This window comes from Zoogloea sp. GDB6 (genome assembly GCF_056724105.1).
Genome location: NZ_CM161497.1, coordinates 3,151,401 through 3,167,136 on the forward strand (window position 1 = coordinate 3,151,401; position 15,736 = coordinate 3,167,136).

A 15,736-nucleotide genomic window follows, 5' to 3' on the forward strand; every position below is an offset into this window, starting at 1 on the left:
CCTTTCCCTCGGAGGCTTCCGAAGCATGTTGAAACCCGTCTTCCTCGCCGTCGCTGCAGCAACGGCACTCCTCGCCGGCTGCGGCGGCAACAGCAGCAGCCATGACGCGCCCAAGAACGTCATCTTCTTCCTCGGCGACGGTATGGGCATCAACACCCTGACCGCGGCGCGCATCTACAAGGTGGGCGAAGACGGCGACCTGACCATCGATACCCTGCCGGAGACCGCCTTCGTCCGCACCTACTCGAACAATGCCCAGGTCACCGACTCCGCCCCGTCGATGGCCGCCTACATGACCGGCGTGAAGATGAACAACGAGGTCATCTCCATGACCCCGGAGACCTCCGCCTTCGACGCCACCGGCAAGAACTACCTCAACGGCACCGACAGCACCTGTCCGACCACCGGCAATGGCAAGGCCGTCACCACCCTGCTCGAACTGGCCAAGTCCGCCGGCTGGGGTACCGGCGCAGTGACCACCACCCGCATCACCCACGCCACCCCGGCCGTCACCTACTCCCACATCTGCCACCGCGACGCCGAGAACAACATCGCCGCCCAGGCCGTGCCTGGCGGCGCCGGCTACAACAGCGCCCTCGGCGACGGCGTGGACGTCCTCCTCGGCGGCGGCCGCCAGTTCTTCCTGCCCACCACTGCCGGCGGCAAACGCACCGACGGCCGCGACCTGACCGCGGAGTTCGTGAACAAGGGCTACACCTACGTCAAGAACAAGACCGAGTTCGACGCCGCTTCGGCCAGTTCCACCAAGAAGCTCGTCGGCCTGTTCACCAGCAGCCACATGAGCTATGACATCGACCGCGACCCGGCCGTCGAGCCCAGCCTGGCCGAGATGACCACCAAGGCCATCGACATCCTGTCGAAGAACAACAAGGGCTTCTTCCTGATGGTCGAAGGTGGCCGCATCGACCACGCCCTGCACGAGACCACCGCCAGGAAGGCGCTGCAGGACACCGTGGCCTTCGATGACGCCATCAAGACCGCCATCGCCAAGATGAAGACCATCGACGCGGACCTGTCCAACACGCTGATCGTCGTCACCGCCGACCACGACCACACCATCGTGCTGAACGGCTACGCTGCCCGCACCGGCGCCACCACCGACAGCAACCCCGGCGTGCTCGGCCTGCTGAAGAACTTCGTCACCGGCGCCCTCAACCTCGACAGCTCCGGCAATCCTTTCACGATCATTGGCTTCGGCAACGGCGAAAACCGTCCGGCCACCCGCACCGCCCTGACCGATGCCCAGGTCGCCGACAAGAACTACCACCAGGAAGCCGCCATCCCGATGGCTGCCGGCAGCGAAACCCACGGCGGTACGGACGTCTTCCTCGGCGCCATCGGCCGCGGTGCGGACAAGTTCACCGGCGTCATCACCAACACCGAAGTCTTCAACCTGATCCGCCAGTCGGTCGGCCTGTAAGCGGAGCTCACCCACGATGAAAACCCACTTCAAGACCTGCGCGGCCGCCATCGCCCTGATCGGCGCCACCTCCTCCGCCTTCGCCGCCGGCGAAGCCACCAACGTCATCTTCTTCCTCGGCGACGGCATGGGCCCCACCACCGTCACCGCCAGCCGCATCTACAAGTACGGCGAAGCCGGCCAGCTGACGATGGAGAGCCTGAAGCGCACCGCGCGCATCAAGACCTACTCCAACGACGCCCAGACCACCGACTCCGCCCCGTCGATGGCCGCCTACATGACCGGCGTGAAGATGAACAACGAGGTGGTGTCCATGAGTGCGGACACCAAGGCCTACAACGGCACCACCCCGTACGTGAACAGCGCCACCGGCGACAGCACCTGCCCGACCGCCGGCAACGGCACCGCCGTGCCGACCCTGCTGGAACTGTCCAAGGCCGCCGGCAAGTCCGTCGGCGCGGTGACGACAACCCGCGTGACCCACGCCACCCCGGCCGTCACCTACTCCCACATCTGCCACCGCGACGGCGAGAACGACATCGCCGCGCAGTTCGTGCCCGGCTCCGGCAAGTTCAATGCGGCCCTCGGCGCCGGCGTGGATGTGCTGCTCGGCGGCGGTTCCAAGTTCTTCCGGCCCACGTCTGCCGGCGGCAAGCGTACCGACGGCAAGGACCTCACCGCCCTGCTGCAGACTGCCGGCTACACTTACGTGAACACCGGGACTGCCTTCAAGGCCATTGATCCGGCGTCCACCAGCAAGCTGGTCGGCCTGTTCAACGCGGATCACCTCAACTACGAGCTGGACCGCGCCAAGGCGGCCAACAACATCGACGAGCCCAGCCTCGCCGACATGACCGAAAAGGCCATCAAGATCCTGCAGAAGAACAGCAAGGGTTACTTCCTGATGGTCGAAGGCGGCCGTATCGACCACGCCCTGCACGGCACCAACGCCAAGCGCGCGCTGGAAGACACCATCGCCTTCGACGACGCCATCAAGCGCGCCCTGAGCCTGGTGGATCTCAAGAACACGCTGATCGTCGTCACCGCCGACCACGACCACACGATGACCATCAACGGTTACTCCCACAAGGGCAACCCGATCCTCGGCAAGGTCACCGACATCACCCAGACCACCGTCCAGGGCAAGCCGGTGCTCGCCAACGCCGCCGACGGCAAGCCCTACGGCACCCTGGTCTTCGGCAACGGCGGCGGCCCGCGCAAGGCCGTCCGTGACGACCTGACCAGTGTGGACACCACCGCCGACGACTACATCCAGGAAGTCGGCGTGAATCTCGGCGCCGTCGGCAACGAAACCCACGGCGGCGGCGACGTGATGCTGTTCTCCACCGGCGCCGGCAACGCCGGCTTCAAGGGCACCATGGTCAACACCAAGGTCTTCGGTCTGGTGAAGTCCGCCCTCGGTCTCTGATCCCTACCGAGCCATCCAGGGGGGCTGCCCTAGCTTGAAAGACTGGCCCCTTTTTCGCCCGACCTTCCCAGGTCGGGCTTTTTTCTTTTCCCGCGACATCATGAAACGACTGCTTCCCGCACTACTGGGTACCCTCCTCGCCGCCCCGGCCTTCGCCGACGATCTGGCCCTCAAGGTCGAGCACGACATCACCACCCTTGGCGCCGACGGCGTAACCCGCATCGTGCGCTTCGGTGAGCGCCTGGTCCGCCGCGACAACCAGAGCTGGGTCGAGCGCATCCTGCCGGCCCACGCCCACGAAGCCGAGGACCACAGGGCCGGCGACAAGAACCACAAGCACATGGACACCTCCGCCGCTGCCCGCTGGGTTCAGCGCGGCAATGACGGCAAGCTGCGCGTGCGCATCGTCAATGAACACGAAAAGATGGTCGTGGATATCGCCCCGGTGGATTACACCAACATCGGCTTCGACGGCAAATGGACCACCGCCAACCAGTTGCTCGACCCGGAGCAGATCAAGCGCATGAAGGCCAGCAGCCGCAGCGCACCAGCCGGCACCCGCTGGTACGAAGGCGGCACCGCCCAGGCCCGCGTGCAGGTACTGTGGGACGAGAAGGAGCAGTACCCGCGCCGCATCGAATCGGCCAACCAGGCCGGCACCAACCGCAGCACGATGATCGCCACCCGCGAGGCGATGCCCACCAAGCTGCCATGGACGCGTCTCGACGGCTATGTTCAAAAGGAATATTCCGATCTGCTCGACTGAGTCCCCCGGCCGCACCGAAAAATGCTATTTATATAAACAGACACCCGGACTGCGGAGGGAGAACATTCGCATGAAGACCCGGGTGCCGCGCGGGGCATTCCTGCCCCTACCCAAGCATGAAAGGTACGGCCATGAGCAATTACGGAAACCACGAAAGCTACCAGCTCGATCACTTCGCACTCGACATCACGCCTTACGTCACCCGGGAACTCAATCCCCATGAAGCCGGCACTGCCGTCCAGTACGGTGCCGACTTCAAGGTCCGCTTCACCCGCCAGGGCAGCCACGAGCACAAGCTCGGGCTGCTCCAGCTCATCCGGCCGCAGACCCAGCTGTTCGCCCACACCGTCGTCGGCGACTGGAATGTAGACAAGCGATACCCCGACGACGACACCGCCATCGTCCTCGAACAGTGCCTGTACGGCAGCGACGGCGTGAAGATCGGCACCCACTCGGCCACCTATGCCGGGCAGCAGATGCGTCAGCTGGGCGAGAGCGAATGCTGGCTGATCGATACCCCGCGGGAAATCAACGGCAACTTTGAACGGGGCGTGTTCACCGGCCTCACCAACACCAAGTTCGCCAACTACGTGGTCGAACTCGACGGCCCGATCGGCCGCCTCTTCAACATCGGCATCACCTGGGGCTACTCGGTGCAGCAGGACGGCAACCGTCCGGGACATTTCGACCTGCACGTGCTCGAACCGCGGCCCATCCAGCTCACGGAACACAACGAGCACCTCGCCGCCATCAGCAGCTTCCTCAACGTTCCCAAGGGCAAGCTCGCCGAGCTGATCCGCTGATCCCGTCGGCATGGGACGGCGCGCGGCCGGTGGTCACGCCCGCGCAACATTGGCGGGCTATCTTCTCGGCGTTTCGAGCATGTGGCTCGAAACGCCGGCCCACCAGACCCACGCCCTCCCATGCCGATCACCGCCACGCCAGCCCGTCTGGCGCGCCTCGCTGCCCCCATCCTGCTCGCTGCCGGCCTGAGCGCCTGTTCCCCGACCCAACTGGTCATGCGCGGCGTCGCCGACCAGCTGGCCGCCCAGGGTCAGTCCAGCGAGGATGACCTGGAACTGGCCCACGAAGCCAGCGCCTTCTACCTCAAGCTGTCCGAATCGGTGCTGCGCCAGCAGCCCGGACACGCCCCGCTGGCCGCCGCCGTCGCCGGTGGCTTCACGCAGTACGCCTACGCCTTCGTCGCCTTTGAGGCCGACCGCCTGGAAGCCACCGACGCCAAGGCCGCCCAGCGCCTGCGCGAGCGGGCCGCCCGCCTGTACCGGCGCGGCCGGGACCACGCCCTCGCCGCCCTCGAACGGACCCAGCCCGGCTTCCGCCAGCACTTGGCCGACCCGGCCCAACTCGCGGCTCTGCGCCTCGCCCCCGAACAGGTCGCCCTCGCCTACTGGGGCGCCGCTTCCTGGGGCGGCCTGATCTCCCTGTCCAAGGACGATCCCGACACCGTCGCCGACCTGCCCCTCGCCGTCGCGCTGGCCCAGCTCGCTTGGCGCACCGAACCGGGCTTCGGCAACGGTAGCCTGGCCGGCCTGATGGGCACCTTCGAGGCCGCCCGCCCCGGCGGCAGCCGCCAGCAGGCCCTGGCCTATTTCGACGAAGCCCTACGCCTCGGCAACGGGCGCAATGCCGGCGCTTTCGTCGGCAAGGCCGAAGGCATCGCCCAGCCGGCCGGCGACAAGGCGGCCTTCCTCGACCTGCTCCAGCAGGCCGTCGCCATCCAGGACCCACCGGGCAGCCCGCTGGCCCTGTCCAACGAAGTCATGCGCCGCCGCGCGCGCTGGCTCCTCGACTCCGCCGACGACCTGTTCTAACGCCCGCCCCGGTCGGCCGCCGCCCACGGCGCCGTCCGCTCGCCCTCAACGTACAGAAAGACGCCCCATGTTCAAGTTCAGCCGCCTTGCCGCCCTCGCTGTCGGACTCCTCCTCGGCGCCAACGCCATGGCCGCCGGCCAGCTGCGCATCGGCACCCTCGCCCCCAAGAACTCCCTCTACCACCGCCAGCTGATGGAAGTCGGCGAAGCCTGGCGCGCCGCCCAGGGCGACGGCGCCAAGTACGTGATCTACCCGGACGGCAGCCAGGGTGGCGAAACCGACATGGCCCGCCGCATGCGCATCGGCCAGTTGCAGGGCGCCCTACTGTCGGTGGTCGGCCTGCGCGAGATCGAGCCGTCCATCGCCGCGCTGCAGAACATGCCGCTGCTGTTCCGCAGTTGGGAAGAAGTGGACTATGTGCGCGAAAAGATGCGCGCCGGCATGGAAAAGAAGTTCCTCGACAAGGGCTTCGTCGTCCTCGCCTGGGGCGACGCCGGCTGGGTACGCTTCTTCTCCAAGGAGCCGGCCCTGCGCCCCGACGACTACAAGAAGATGAAGTTCTTCGCCTGGGCGGGGGAGTCGGAACAGCAGGAGATCATGAAGAGCCTCGGCTACACGCCGGTGCCGCTGGAAACCTCCGACATCCTGCCGTCCATCCAGACCGGCATGATCAACGCGGTGCCCGCCACGCCCTACTTCGCGCTGGCCAGCCAGGTCTATAACACCGCGCCGCACATGCTCGACATCAACTGGGCGCCCATCGTCGGCGCGCTGGTCGTCACCAAAAAGAGCTGGGACGAGATGAGCCCCGCCGCCCAGGAAGCCCTGCGCAGCGCCGGCGCCAAGGCCGGCCTACAGATGCGCACCAAGGCCCGCCAGGAAGTGGACGAGGCCGTCGAAGCCATGAAGAAGCGCGGCCTGCAGGTGCACAAGCCCAACGCCGAGCAGATGAAGGAATGGAACGATCTGGCCGACAAGCTCTACCCACGCATCCGCGGCAAGATGGTGCCGGCCGACACCTTCGACGAAGTCTTCGCGCTGCTGAAGGCCTACCGCGCCGGCAAGCGCTGAACGGTGCGGCGGGCGCGCTTATCCGCCCGCCGACTTCGCTCGGGCAACGTCCCCCAACCGGCCCTGCTCACCGGGGGGCGCCTGAACTGGCCCCCACGAGCAACCTCCCCGACTGATCCCCCATGCGCCGCCTGCTCTCCTTCGACGAAGCCATCGCCTCTGCCGCGCTGGCCCTGATGACCCTGATCCCGCTGATCGAGATCGCCCTGCGCCCACTGCATGGCAAGGGGATCGACAACGCGCCGCTGCTGGTCCAGCACCTGGGCCTCGCGCTGGCCATGTTCGGGGCCCTCCTCGCCGAACGCGGCGGACACCTGACCAACCTCGGCAACGGCTTCGCCACGTCGCGCAATCCGCTCGTACGCGCGGCCTCGACGGCGTTCGCCAAGGGCAGCGCCGCGGTGCTGTGCGGCATGCTCGGCAGCGCCAGCTGGAACTTCGTCGCCAGCGAACTGGAGGCCGGCCGCGAGCTGGCCTACGGCATTCCGGTGTGGGGCGTGCAGGCCCTGATGCCGGCCGGCTTCCTGCTGCTGGGCCTCAAGCTGGGCAGCCGCTGCGCCCGCCACCGGATCACCGGTCTGCTGCTCGGCCTTGCGCTGACCGCCGGCGGCTTCGCCTTCGCCCGCCATTTCGACGACGCCACCCTGCCCCTGGCGCCGCTGGCCCTGTGGCTGGTGCTGGCCCTGCTGGCTGGCGCGCCGATCTTCGCCATCCTTGGCGGCCTGGCGCTGGCCCTGTTCTGGTCGGAGGGCCAACCCCTGGCCTCGGTGCCGCTCAGCCATTACCAGATCACCGTCAATCCGTCCCTGCCGGCCCTGCCGCTGTTCACGCTGGCTGGCCTGGTCTTCGCCCGCAGCGGCGCGGCTGGCCGCCTTGGCGCGTTGTTCACCGCCTGCTTCGGCGGCGGCGTCACCGGCACGGCCATCGCCGCGGCGCTGTTGTGTTCCTTCTTCACTGCCTTCACCGGCGGCAGCGGCGTTACGATCCTGGCGCTTGGCGGGCTGCTGCTGCCGCTGCTGCGCGACGCCGGCTTTCCGGAACGCAAGGGCATCAGCCTGGTGACCAGCGCCAGCGCCCTGGGCGTGTTGCTGGCCCCGTCGGTGCCGCTGATCATGTACGCGATCATCGCCCGCGTGCCGATCAACACCATGTTCCTGGCCGGCATCGTCCCGGCGCTGGTGATGGTCGCCTCCCTGCTGCTGGTCGGCGGCTACCTGCGTCGCGGCAAGGGTACGGCCACGAACACCACGCAACCCCGGCCCGATGCCGGCGCAGCCCTGTCCGCCGCCTGGGCGGCCCGCTGGGAGATCCTCGCCCCGTTGGTGGCCATCGGCTCCCTGGTCAGCGGCGTGGCGACGCCCACCGAGAGCGCGGCCCTCACCGCCGCCTACGCGATCCTCACCCAGGCCGTCGCCCACCGGGAGCTGGACTGGGCGCTGCTGCGCCGCTGCCTGGCCGACTGCGCACAGGTCATCGGCGGCGTGATGCTGATCCTCGGCATGGCACTGGGCCTCACCAACTACCTGGTGGACGCCGGCATTCCGGACGCTGCCGTGGAATGGGTGCAACAGGCGCTGCCGAACAAGTTCGCCTTCCTGGTGGCGCTCAACGTGTTCCTGTTCTTCGCCGGCGCGCTGATGGAGATCTACGCCGCCATCGTCGTGCTGGTGCCGCTGCTGCTGCCAGTGGCGATCAGCTACGGCATCGACCCGGTGCACTTCGGGGTGATCTTCCTGGCGGTGATGGAGATGGGCTTCCTGTGCCCACCGGCCGGCATGAACATCTTCTTCGCGTCGGCAATGTTCGCCAAACCGATCCGCGAGGTCGCCGTGTCGGTGCTGCCGGCCCTGCTGGCGATCTTCCTCGGCGCACTGGCGATCTCCTGGCTGCCGTGGCTGGCCACCGGGCTGCCGGCCCTCGTCGGCGGCAGCGGCGGTTGAAAGTGATGCGGGGCGCCGTAGCGCCCCGCAATAAGCCAAGCCCTGCGCGCCTGCCTCAACCGGCCTTCTTGGCCTCGGGCTTCTTGTCGGCCACCGGCGCGACGACCACTGCATCCCCTTCGGCCAGGGAGTCGGCCGGATTCAGCACGATCCTGTCGTCGGCCTTCACGCCGCTGCCCAGTTCCACTTCCACCCCCAGCTCGCGCTTGATGGTGACAGCCTGCAGATGCACCTTGCCGTCGCTGCCGACCACCGCCACCCGCGGCCCTTCGGGGCGGAACAGCAAGGTGTTGCTGGGCACCCGGAAGCTCGGCTCGCCGGCCGTCGCCGGGGCCTTGATGTCGACCCGCGCGTAGGCGCCGGGCAACAGTTCCCCCTTGGGGTTGGGCAGATTGATCTCCACCTGCAGCGTACGGCTGGTGGTGTCGATGGCCTTGGCGGTACGCACAATGCTGCCGGTGAACACCCTGCCTGGCCACTCGGCCAGACTCACGCTGGCCTTGTCGCCGGGCTGCACGCGGCGGGTGAAGCCCTGGGGCACTTGCACGTAGATGCGCAGCGGATCGCTGCGGGTCAACACGAAGAGCTGCTTGCTGCTGCCGCCCGCGTCGATGAGGTTGCCCACATCCACCGTGCGCTTGGTGATCACCCCGGCGAACGGCGCCACCACCTGGTTGTAATCGAGCTGTTTCTGCAGGCGCTGAACCGTCGCTGCGGTCAAGGCATTGGCCGCACTCGCCTGGGCATAGGCATTGCGGCGTTCTTCCACCTCCTGTTGAGAGACGGAGTCGAGCTTGCGCAGGCCTTCCCAGCGCTCGACCGAACTCTTGGCCAGCACCAGCGCGGCAACGGCCTGGGCATGTGCCTGCTTGGCCTCGACCAGTTGCTGGGCCACTTCCGGCGTGTCGATGCGGGCCAGCAGTTCGCCCTGCTTCACACCGTCGCCGATGTCCTTGTACCAGGCGGCCAGGTAGCCGCTGGTCCGCGCGTAGATCGGCGCCTCCGTGTAGCCCTGCAGCGTGCCGGGCAGACTCAGCACGCTGTCGCTACTACTGTCCTTCGGCGACACCACGCTCACATGGCGGGCGGCGTGGATGTCCGCCGCCGTGGCCAGATCGCGGGCGGTGGCCGAGCGATGGACGACGACGCCGGCAAGGCCGGCCCCGAGCACCGCGAGCCCCACCAGGGCCACGTTGCGGGTGCGCTTGAGCAGGCGCAGGCGGTGGATTCCCTGGGCGCCCTCATGGGCGTGCAGGCCATGGATGCCGATACTGGAATGGCGATTGTCAGTCATGTCAGGAATGTCCTTCGGCAAGGCCGCCTTGGGGCAGCGGCGGCCCGGCGGGCAAAATATTGATGCACCGAGGCAAACACCAGCGGCACGAAAACCAGTGTGGACAGCGTCGCGAACAGCAGGCCGCCGATCGCGGCGCGGCCGAGGGGTGCGTTCTGCTCCCCGCCCTCGCCGAGACCGATGGCCATCGGCAGCATGCCCATGATCATCGCCAGCGCCGTCATCAGCACCGGGCGCAGGCGGGTCGCCCCGGCCTCCAATGCCGCCGACAGCGGTGGCTCGCCGGCCAGCAGGCGCTGACGCGCGAAGGACACCATCAGGATGCTGTTGGCGGTGGCCACACCGATGGTCATGATCGCCCCGGTCAGTGCCGGCACACTGAGCGTGGTGCCGGTCAGCATCAGCATCCAGGCGATGCCCGCCAGGGCCGCCGGCAGCGCGGTGATGATGATGAAGGCGTCCACCCACGACTGGAAATTCACGACGATCAGCAGATAGACCAGCACGATGGCCATCACCACGCCGATGCCGAGGCCGATAAAGGACGAGTTCATCGTGCGCGCCTGGCCGCGCAGCGTGACCTTGCTGCCCTTCGCCAGCTGCGGCTTGAGTTCCTCGACGATGCGCTCCACGTCGGCCACCACCGAACCGAGATCACGCCCGCGCACGCTCACGTAGAGGTCGATCACCGGCTCGATGTTGTAGCTCGACACGATGGCCGGCTCCCGCGCCGACGACACCTGGACCAGGTTGCTGAGCAACTGGTTGGGCACCCCGCTGGCCCCCGCCACCGGGATCTGCAGCAGCGAGTCGATGGAATCCACCCGGTACTGGGGCGCCTGCACGGAGATGCTGTAGGACACCCCGTTCTTCGGGTTGAGCCAGAAGCTCGGCGCAGTCTGGGAGCTGCCGGACAGCGGGATCAGCACGTTCTGCGCCACGTTGGCGGCGCTCAGTCCCATCTGCTGCAGGCGGCTGCGGTCCATGTCGAGGCGCAGGGACGGCTGGTCGAGACGCTGATGGATATGCACATCCACCGCCCCCGGCACCTGGCGCACCGCTTTCTCTACCATGGCGGCGAAGCGGTAGTTGTCCTGCAGCTTGCTGCCCGCCACCTGCACGTCGATGGCCGCCGGCAGGCCGAAGTTGAGGATCTGGGTCACCACGTCGGCGGGCTGGAAGAAGAACTCCACACCTGGGAAGCGGCGCGGCAACTCCTCCCGCAGGCGGTCGATGTAGTGGGCCGACGAGCCGTGATTCTCCTTGAGGGCGATCTGGATCTCCCCGTCCAACGTGCCGATGGTGCCGGCGTTGCTGTAGGACAAGTTGATGCCGCTGTAGGGCAGACCCAGATTGTCGAGGATGGTGTCCAGCTCGTCGGCCGGGATCTGCTCGCGGATCACCGCGTCGATGCGGTCGGCCAGGCGCGCCGTCTCCTCGATGCGGGTGCCGGTCGGGGCGCGGAAATGCAGGCGGATGATGCCCGCGTCGGCCGCCGGGAAGAAATCCCGCCCGAGGAAGAAATACAGCCCCGACGACAGCACGCAGCCGCCCAGGAAGATCGCGATGAAGCTGCGGCGGCGCGGCAGCAGCGCGCTGAGGATCACGATGTAGCCGCCGCGCATGCGCTCGAAGCCGGCGTCGAAGCGCCGGTACACCCGCTGCAGCAGGCTGTCCGGCGCCGCGGCCCCGTGCTGCATGTTCTTCATGAACAGCAGGGCCAGCGTCGGCACCAGGGTCCGCGACAGGATGTAGGAGGCGATCATCGCGAAGATCACCGCCTCGGCCAGCGGCACGAACAGGAAACGCGCCACGCCGGTGAGGAAGAACATCGGCACGAAGACGATACAGATGCACAGCGTCGACACCAGCGCCGGTACGGCGATTTCCCCCGCGCCTTCGCGGATCGCGGTTTCCAGGTCGTGGCCCAGGTGCAGGTAGCGCTCGATGTTCTCGATGGTCACCGTCGCGTCGTCCACCAGGATCCCCACCGCCAGCGCCAGGCCGCCGAGGGTCATGATGTTGATGGTCTGCCCCAGCGCATACAGCACGATGATCGACGACAGTACCGACAGCGGGATAGAGATCGCGATGATGCAGGTGGTGCGCCAGTTGCCGAGGAACAGCAGGATCATCGCCGCGGTCAGGCAAGCGGCGATCAGGCCCTCATGGACCACGCCGGAGATCGCCGCCTTGACGAACACCGACTGGTCGAACAGCGGCGTGACCTGGATGTCGTCGGGCAGGCTCGGCAGCGCCTCCGACAAGGCCGTGCGCAGCGCGTCGATGACCTGCAGCGTGGACGCGCCGCCGCTCTTCAGCACCGACTGCACGACGCCGCGGTTGCCGTCCATGCGCACGATGTTGGTCTGCGGCGAGAAGCCGTCGCGCACCACCGCCACATCGCGCAGGTAGATGGCCTGGCCGTTGCCGACCCGCACCGGCAGGTCGTTGAGTTCCTCGACGGTGCGCGTCGAGCCGTTCATCTTGACGTTGAACTCGGTCTCGCCGAGCTTGGCAGTGCCGCCGGGCAGGATCAGGTTCTGCGCGTTGATCGCGTTGACCACGTCCAGCGGCGCCAGACCCTTGGCCTGCAGCGCGCCGCTGTCGATATCCACCGACACCACCCGGCTCTTGCCGCCGTAAGGATAAGGCATGGCGATGCCGGGAATGGACACCAGCTTGGGCCTGAGCGTGTTGAAGGTGGTGTCAAAGAGCCCCTGCTCGGGCAGCGACTTGCTCGACACGCCAAGTTGCACCACCGGAATCGCCGACGCGGAATACTTGATCACCAGCGGCGGGTTGATTCCTGGCGGCAGCTGGCGCAGTGCCCCACCCTCCGTCGAGGCGATCTGCGCCATCGCGGTGTCGACACTCGCGTTGGGCTGCAGGAACACCTTGATGATCGCGATGCCGTTGTAGGACTGGGACTCGAAATGCTCGATGTCGCTGACCGTGGTGGCCAGCAGGCGCTCATTGGGCGTCGTGATGCGCTGGGCCATCTCCTGCGGCGACAGCCCGTTGTAGCTCCAGATGATGCTGATCACCGGGATGTTGATCTCCGGCAGCACGTCGGTGGCGATGCGCAGCAGCACCAGCGGCGTAGCCAGGAAGATGAGCAGCGCCATCACGATGAAGGTGTAGGGGCGCCGCAGGGCGATATTGACGATCCACATGATCTAGGCTTGTTGGGTCAGCGCCCGGAAAGCGACAGGGACGGTTGGCAGGAGAGTGAGGAATGAACGGTGCTCCGACGCAAGATGGGCATTGGAGTTCCGGAGAAATGCGCAGGTGCGGACTTACAAACAGTCGGGCCGAAGCCCATTCAATAGCAGCAATTGCGCCACCCCCGCAGACCCGCCCCAGACGCGGAACCCAGGGCCGGCACGACGACGGACTGCGGCAAAACCAACACTCCGCCAACAGCCCCCTGCTGCGCTGCGTGCAGGCCGCTCAGTCGCAGGCGTCCCAGCGGGACGCCGCATCGTCGTCCGCCTCGCGGGCATCCACCCAGCGCCCGCCTTCCGGCGTGTCTTCCTTCTTCCAGAACGGGGCGCGGGTCTTCAGGTAGTCCATGATGAACTCGCAGGCGGCGAAGGCGTCGCCCCGGTGGGACGACGCCACGCCGACGAAGACGATGCGCTCGCCGGGCACCAGCCGCCCGAAGCGGTGGATCACCCGCGTGCCGAGCAGGCTCCAGCGGCCGTAAGCCTCGGTGACGATGGCTTCAAGGGACTTCTCGGTCATGCCGGGATAGTGTTCGAGGGTCATCGCCGATACCTCGCTGCCTTCCCCGCTCAACTTGTCGGCGCGCACCAGGCCGACGAAGCTGGCCACCGCACCCACGTCGGCACGGCCGGCGGACAGCGCCGCGATCTCCGCGCCAACGTCGAAGTCGGCCTCCTGGACCGCCACGGAATCGAACTGCCGCTGAATTTCACTCATGTCAGCCTCCGGTGACCGGCGGGAAAAAGGCGATCTCGTCCCGGTCCGCCACCGCCACGTCCGGGCCGACCATTTCCTGGTTGATCGCCGCGCGCACGTTGCGGCCTTCGCCGAGGGCTTCCCACACCCCGCCGCGGCGCGCCAGGTGGGCGCGCAGGTCGCCCAGCGTGGCGATGCCGGCGGGCAGCGTGAGGGTTTCGTGGGAATAACCGAGGGTCTCCCGCAGATTGGCGAAATACAGAACCTTGACGCTCATGACAGTAGTTCGGAATAAGGAATGAAACGCACCCGGTCGCCGGCCTTGATGACCTGCCCGGAGGGATTGTCCACGAGGCCGTCGGCCCACACGGTGGACGTGAGCACGCCGGGCCCCTGGTTGGGATACAGCTCGACGCGGCCGTCGGCGCCCAGGCGCGCGCGCAGGAACTCGCGGCGGCGGTCGGGTTTGGGCCAGTCGAAGGCCGCCTCCAGCGGAATCGCCTTGGGCAGGCAGTCCTTGACGCCCTGGGCGCGCAGCACGAAAGGCCGCACCAGCAGGATGAAGGTGACGAAACTCGACACCGGGTTGCCGGGCAGGCCGATGAAGGCCGCGCCGGCGCGGCCGGCCGGATCGTTCACATGGCCGTAGGCCACCGGCTTGCCGGGCTTCATGGCGATCAGCCAGGAGTCCAGCCGCCCTTCGGCCGTCACCGCCGGCTTGATGTGGTCTTCCTCGCCCATCGACACGCCGCCGCTGGTGACGATCAGGTCATGCCGGCCGGCCGCCTCGCGCAGCGCGGCGCGGGTCGCGTCGAGCTTGTCCGGCACGATGCCCAGGTCGCTGACCTCGCAGCCGAGGGCTTCCAGCAGGCCGCGCAGCACGTAGCGGTTGGAGTTGTAGATGGCGCCGGGCGGCAACGGCTCGCCGGGCATCACCAGCTCGTCGCCGGTGGAGAACAGCGCCACCCGCAGGCGCCGCAGCACCGGCAGCGTCGCGCAGCCCACCGACGCGGCGAGGCCGAGCATCTGTGGATTGAGGCGCACGCCGGCCGACAGCACGGTGCTACCCTGGGCGATGTCCTCACCGGCCCGGCGCACCCACTCGCCGGGCTTGGGCAGGTGGTTGATCACCACCCCGTCGCCGTCCGCCTCGCACAGCTCCTGCATCACCACCGCATCGGCGCCAGCGGGGATCGGCGCGCCGGTGAAGATGCGCGCCGCCGTGCCACGGGCCAGCGTGTGGCCGACGCTGCCGGCCGGGATGCGCTGGCCGATGACGAGGCGCTTGCCGGCGGCCGGCAGATCGGCGCTGCTCACCGCGTAGCCGTCCATGTGGGAATTGTCGAGGGGCGGCACGTTGAGGCCGGACACCTGGTCCGCGGCCAGCACACGGCCGAGGGCCGCCGACGTGGGCACCGTGTTCGACGGCCGTCACCGGCTCGGCGGCGGCCAAGAGCGCGTCGCGCACCTCTTCGAAAGGACGCAGGGAAGTATTCATAGGAGCCCCTGATGGTGGAGGATGAAATCGGCCACGGCGGCCGCATCGTTGAGATTCAGACAGGTCATGGGGGCATCGAGTGCCGCGTCGGTGGCGATCGCGACGACGGACGGATTGTCGGGATACTGCAGCGGACGGCCATGGGCCGGGCGATAGACCTCGATCTTGGGTATCGGCACCGCCTTGAAGCCTTCCACCAGCACGATGTCGCAGGGCGACAGGCGTTGGAGTTGGGCGCCCAGATCGGGTTCCGTCTCCCCGCGCAATTCGTGCATCAGCACCCAGCGCTCGTCGGACACGAGCAGGATCTCGCTGGCCCCGGCCTCCCGGTGCCGCCAGGAATCCTTGCCCGGCTTGTCGATGTCGAAACCATGGTGCGCATGCTTGATCACCGACACCCGGAAGCCCCGGGCGGTGATCTCCGGAATGATCTTCTCGATCAACGTGGTCTTGCCCGAACCGGACCAGCCGGCAAACCCGAATACCTTCATGAGCCGCGCCACCAACGGATTGACAGGCGCGGGATTGTAGCAAGGGGGC

12 protein-coding genes and 1 pseudogene are annotated in these 15,736 nt (G+C 67.5%); 7 read left to right on the plus strand and 6 right to left on the minus strand.

The window, feature by feature from the left end; translation table 11 throughout:
• Positions 1 to 25: 25 nt before the first annotated feature.
• The 7 genes from AC1PQG_RS14240 (at position 26) to AC1PQG_RS14270 (ending at position 8,480) form a co-directional block, all read left to right on the plus strand.
• Positions 26 to 1,441 (plus strand): alkaline phosphatase, encoded by a 1,416-nt coding sequence (locus AC1PQG_RS14240; protein ID WP_481118501.1) that lies wholly within the window; start codon positions 26 to 28, stop codon positions 1,439 to 1,441.
• A 16-nt stretch (positions 1,442 to 1,457) separates the two neighbouring features.
• A complete protein-coding gene (locus AC1PQG_RS14245) occupies positions 1,458 to 2,870 on the plus strand; it encodes an alkaline phosphatase (RefSeq protein WP_481118502.1) in 1,413 nt (470 codons plus the stop codon).
• A gap of 100 nt (positions 2,871 to 2,970) precedes the next feature.
• Complete coding sequence (locus AC1PQG_RS14250; RefSeq protein WP_481118503.1) at positions 2,971 to 3,636, plus strand: hypothetical protein; 666 nt, start codon at positions 2,971 to 2,973, stop codon at positions 3,634 to 3,636.
• Positions 3,637 to 3,767: 131 nt separating this feature from the next.
• Positions 3,768 to 4,439: a hypothetical protein gene (locus AC1PQG_RS14255; protein WP_481118504.1), complete on the plus strand. Its 672-nt coding sequence runs from the start codon at positions 3,768 to 3,770 to the stop codon at positions 4,437 to 4,439.
• A 120-nt stretch (positions 4,440 to 4,559) separates the two neighbouring features.
• A complete protein-coding gene (locus AC1PQG_RS14260) occupies positions 4,560 to 5,468 on the plus strand; it encodes a TRAP transporter TatT component family protein (protein ID WP_481118505.1) in 909 nt (302 codons plus the stop codon).
• A gap of 67 nt (positions 5,469 to 5,535) precedes the next feature.
• Entirely contained in the window at positions 5,536 to 6,540 is a 1,005-nt protein-coding gene (locus AC1PQG_RS14265) for a TRAP transporter substrate-binding protein (protein WP_481118506.1), read from the plus strand.
• 122 nt (positions 6,541 to 6,662) lie between these two features.
• Positions 6,663 to 8,480, plus strand: a complete 1,818-nt coding sequence (locus tag AC1PQG_RS14270; protein ID WP_481118507.1) for a TRAP transporter large permease subunit — start codon at positions 6,663 to 6,665, stop codon at positions 8,478 to 8,480.
• 55 nt (positions 8,481 to 8,535) lie between these two features.
• Here AC1PQG_RS14270 and AC1PQG_RS14275 read toward each other — a convergent pair whose 3' ends face one another.
• The 6 genes and pseudogenes from AC1PQG_RS14275 to mobB form a co-directional block, all read right to left on the minus strand.
• The gene (locus tag AC1PQG_RS14275; protein WP_481118508.1) at positions 8,536 to 9,774 is read right to left on the minus strand and encodes an efflux RND transporter periplasmic adaptor subunit; all 1,239 of its coding nucleotides are present in this window, start codon (positions 9,772 to 9,774) and stop codon (positions 8,536 to 8,538) included.
• Positions 9,771 to 12,950, minus strand: coding sequence for an efflux RND transporter permease subunit (locus tag AC1PQG_RS14280; RefSeq protein ID WP_481118509.1), 3,180 nt, complete (start codon positions 12,948 to 12,950; stop codon positions 9,771 to 9,773). Before AC1PQG_RS14280 ends, AC1PQG_RS14275 begins: the two co-directional genes overlap by 4 nt.
• A 277-nt stretch (positions 12,951 to 13,227) precedes the next feature.
• The gene (moaE, locus tag AC1PQG_RS14285; RefSeq protein ID WP_481118510.1) at positions 13,228 to 13,719 is read right to left on the minus strand and encodes a molybdopterin synthase catalytic subunit MoaE; all 492 of its coding nucleotides are present in this window, start codon (positions 13,717 to 13,719) and stop codon (positions 13,228 to 13,230) included.
• Between the two features lies 1 nt (position 13,720).
• Positions 13,721 to 13,975 carry a molybdopterin converting factor subunit 1 gene (gene moaD / locus AC1PQG_RS14290; RefSeq protein ID WP_481118511.1) on the minus strand — a complete coding sequence of 85 codons (255 nt, stop codon included), beginning with the start codon at positions 13,973 to 13,975 and terminating at the stop codon, positions 13,721 to 13,723.
• Positions 13,972 to 15,196, minus strand: a pseudogene (locus AC1PQG_RS14295) (molybdopterin molybdotransferase MoeA). Before AC1PQG_RS14295 ends, moaD begins: the two are co-directional and overlap by 4 nt.
• Positions 15,193 to 15,687 carry a molybdopterin-guanine dinucleotide biosynthesis protein B gene (gene mobB / locus AC1PQG_RS14300; RefSeq protein ID WP_481118512.1) on the minus strand — a complete coding sequence of 165 codons (495 nt, stop codon included), beginning with the start codon at positions 15,685 to 15,687 and terminating at the stop codon, positions 15,193 to 15,195. Before mobB ends, AC1PQG_RS14295 begins: the two are co-directional and overlap by 4 nt.
• Positions 15,688 to 15,736: the final 49 nt, after the last annotated feature.

Excerpts from the sequence above, each read along its gene's own strand:
- AC1PQG_RS14240 (WP_481118501.1), top strand. The coding sequence starts at position 26 with ATGTTGAAACCCGTCTTCCTCGCCGTCGCTGCAGCAACGGCACTCCTC.
- AC1PQG_RS14245 (WP_481118502.1), top strand. The coding sequence starts at position 1,458 with ATGAAAACCCACTTCAAGACCTGCGCGGCCGCCATCGCCCTGATCGGC.
- AC1PQG_RS14250 (WP_481118503.1), top strand. The coding sequence starts at position 2,971 with ATGAAACGACTGCTTCCCGCACTACTGGGTACCCTCCTCGCCGCCCCG.
- AC1PQG_RS14255 (WP_481118504.1), top strand. The coding sequence starts at position 3,768 with ATGAGCAATTACGGAAACCACGAAAGCTACCAGCTCGATCACTTCGCA.
- AC1PQG_RS14260 (WP_481118505.1), top strand. The coding sequence starts at position 4,560 with ATGCCGATCACCGCCACGCCAGCCCGTCTGGCGCGCCTCGCTGCCCCC.
- AC1PQG_RS14265 (WP_481118506.1), top strand. The coding sequence starts at position 5,536 with ATGTTCAAGTTCAGCCGCCTTGCCGCCCTCGCTGTCGGACTCCTCCTC.
- AC1PQG_RS14270 (WP_481118507.1), top strand. The coding sequence starts at position 6,663 with ATGCGCCGCCTGCTCTCCTTCGACGAAGCCATCGCCTCTGCCGCGCTG.
- AC1PQG_RS14275 (WP_481118508.1), bottom strand. The coding sequence starts at position 9,774 with ATGACTGACAATCGCCATTCCAGTATCGGCATCCATGGCCTGCACGCC.
- AC1PQG_RS14280 (WP_481118509.1), bottom strand. The coding sequence starts at position 12,950 with ATGTGGATCGTCAATATCGCCCTGCGGCGCCCCTACACCTTCATCGTG.
- moaE (WP_481118510.1), bottom strand. The coding sequence starts at position 13,719 with ATGAGTGAAATTCAGCGGCAGTTCGATTCCGTGGCGGTCCAGGAGGCC.
- moaD (WP_481118511.1), bottom strand. The coding sequence starts at position 13,975 with ATGAGCGTCAAGGTTCTGTATTTCGCCAATCTGCGGGAGACCCTCGGT.
- mobB (WP_481118512.1), bottom strand. The coding sequence starts at position 15,687 with ATGAAGGTATTCGGGTTTGCCGGCTGGTCCGGTTCGGGCAAGACCACG.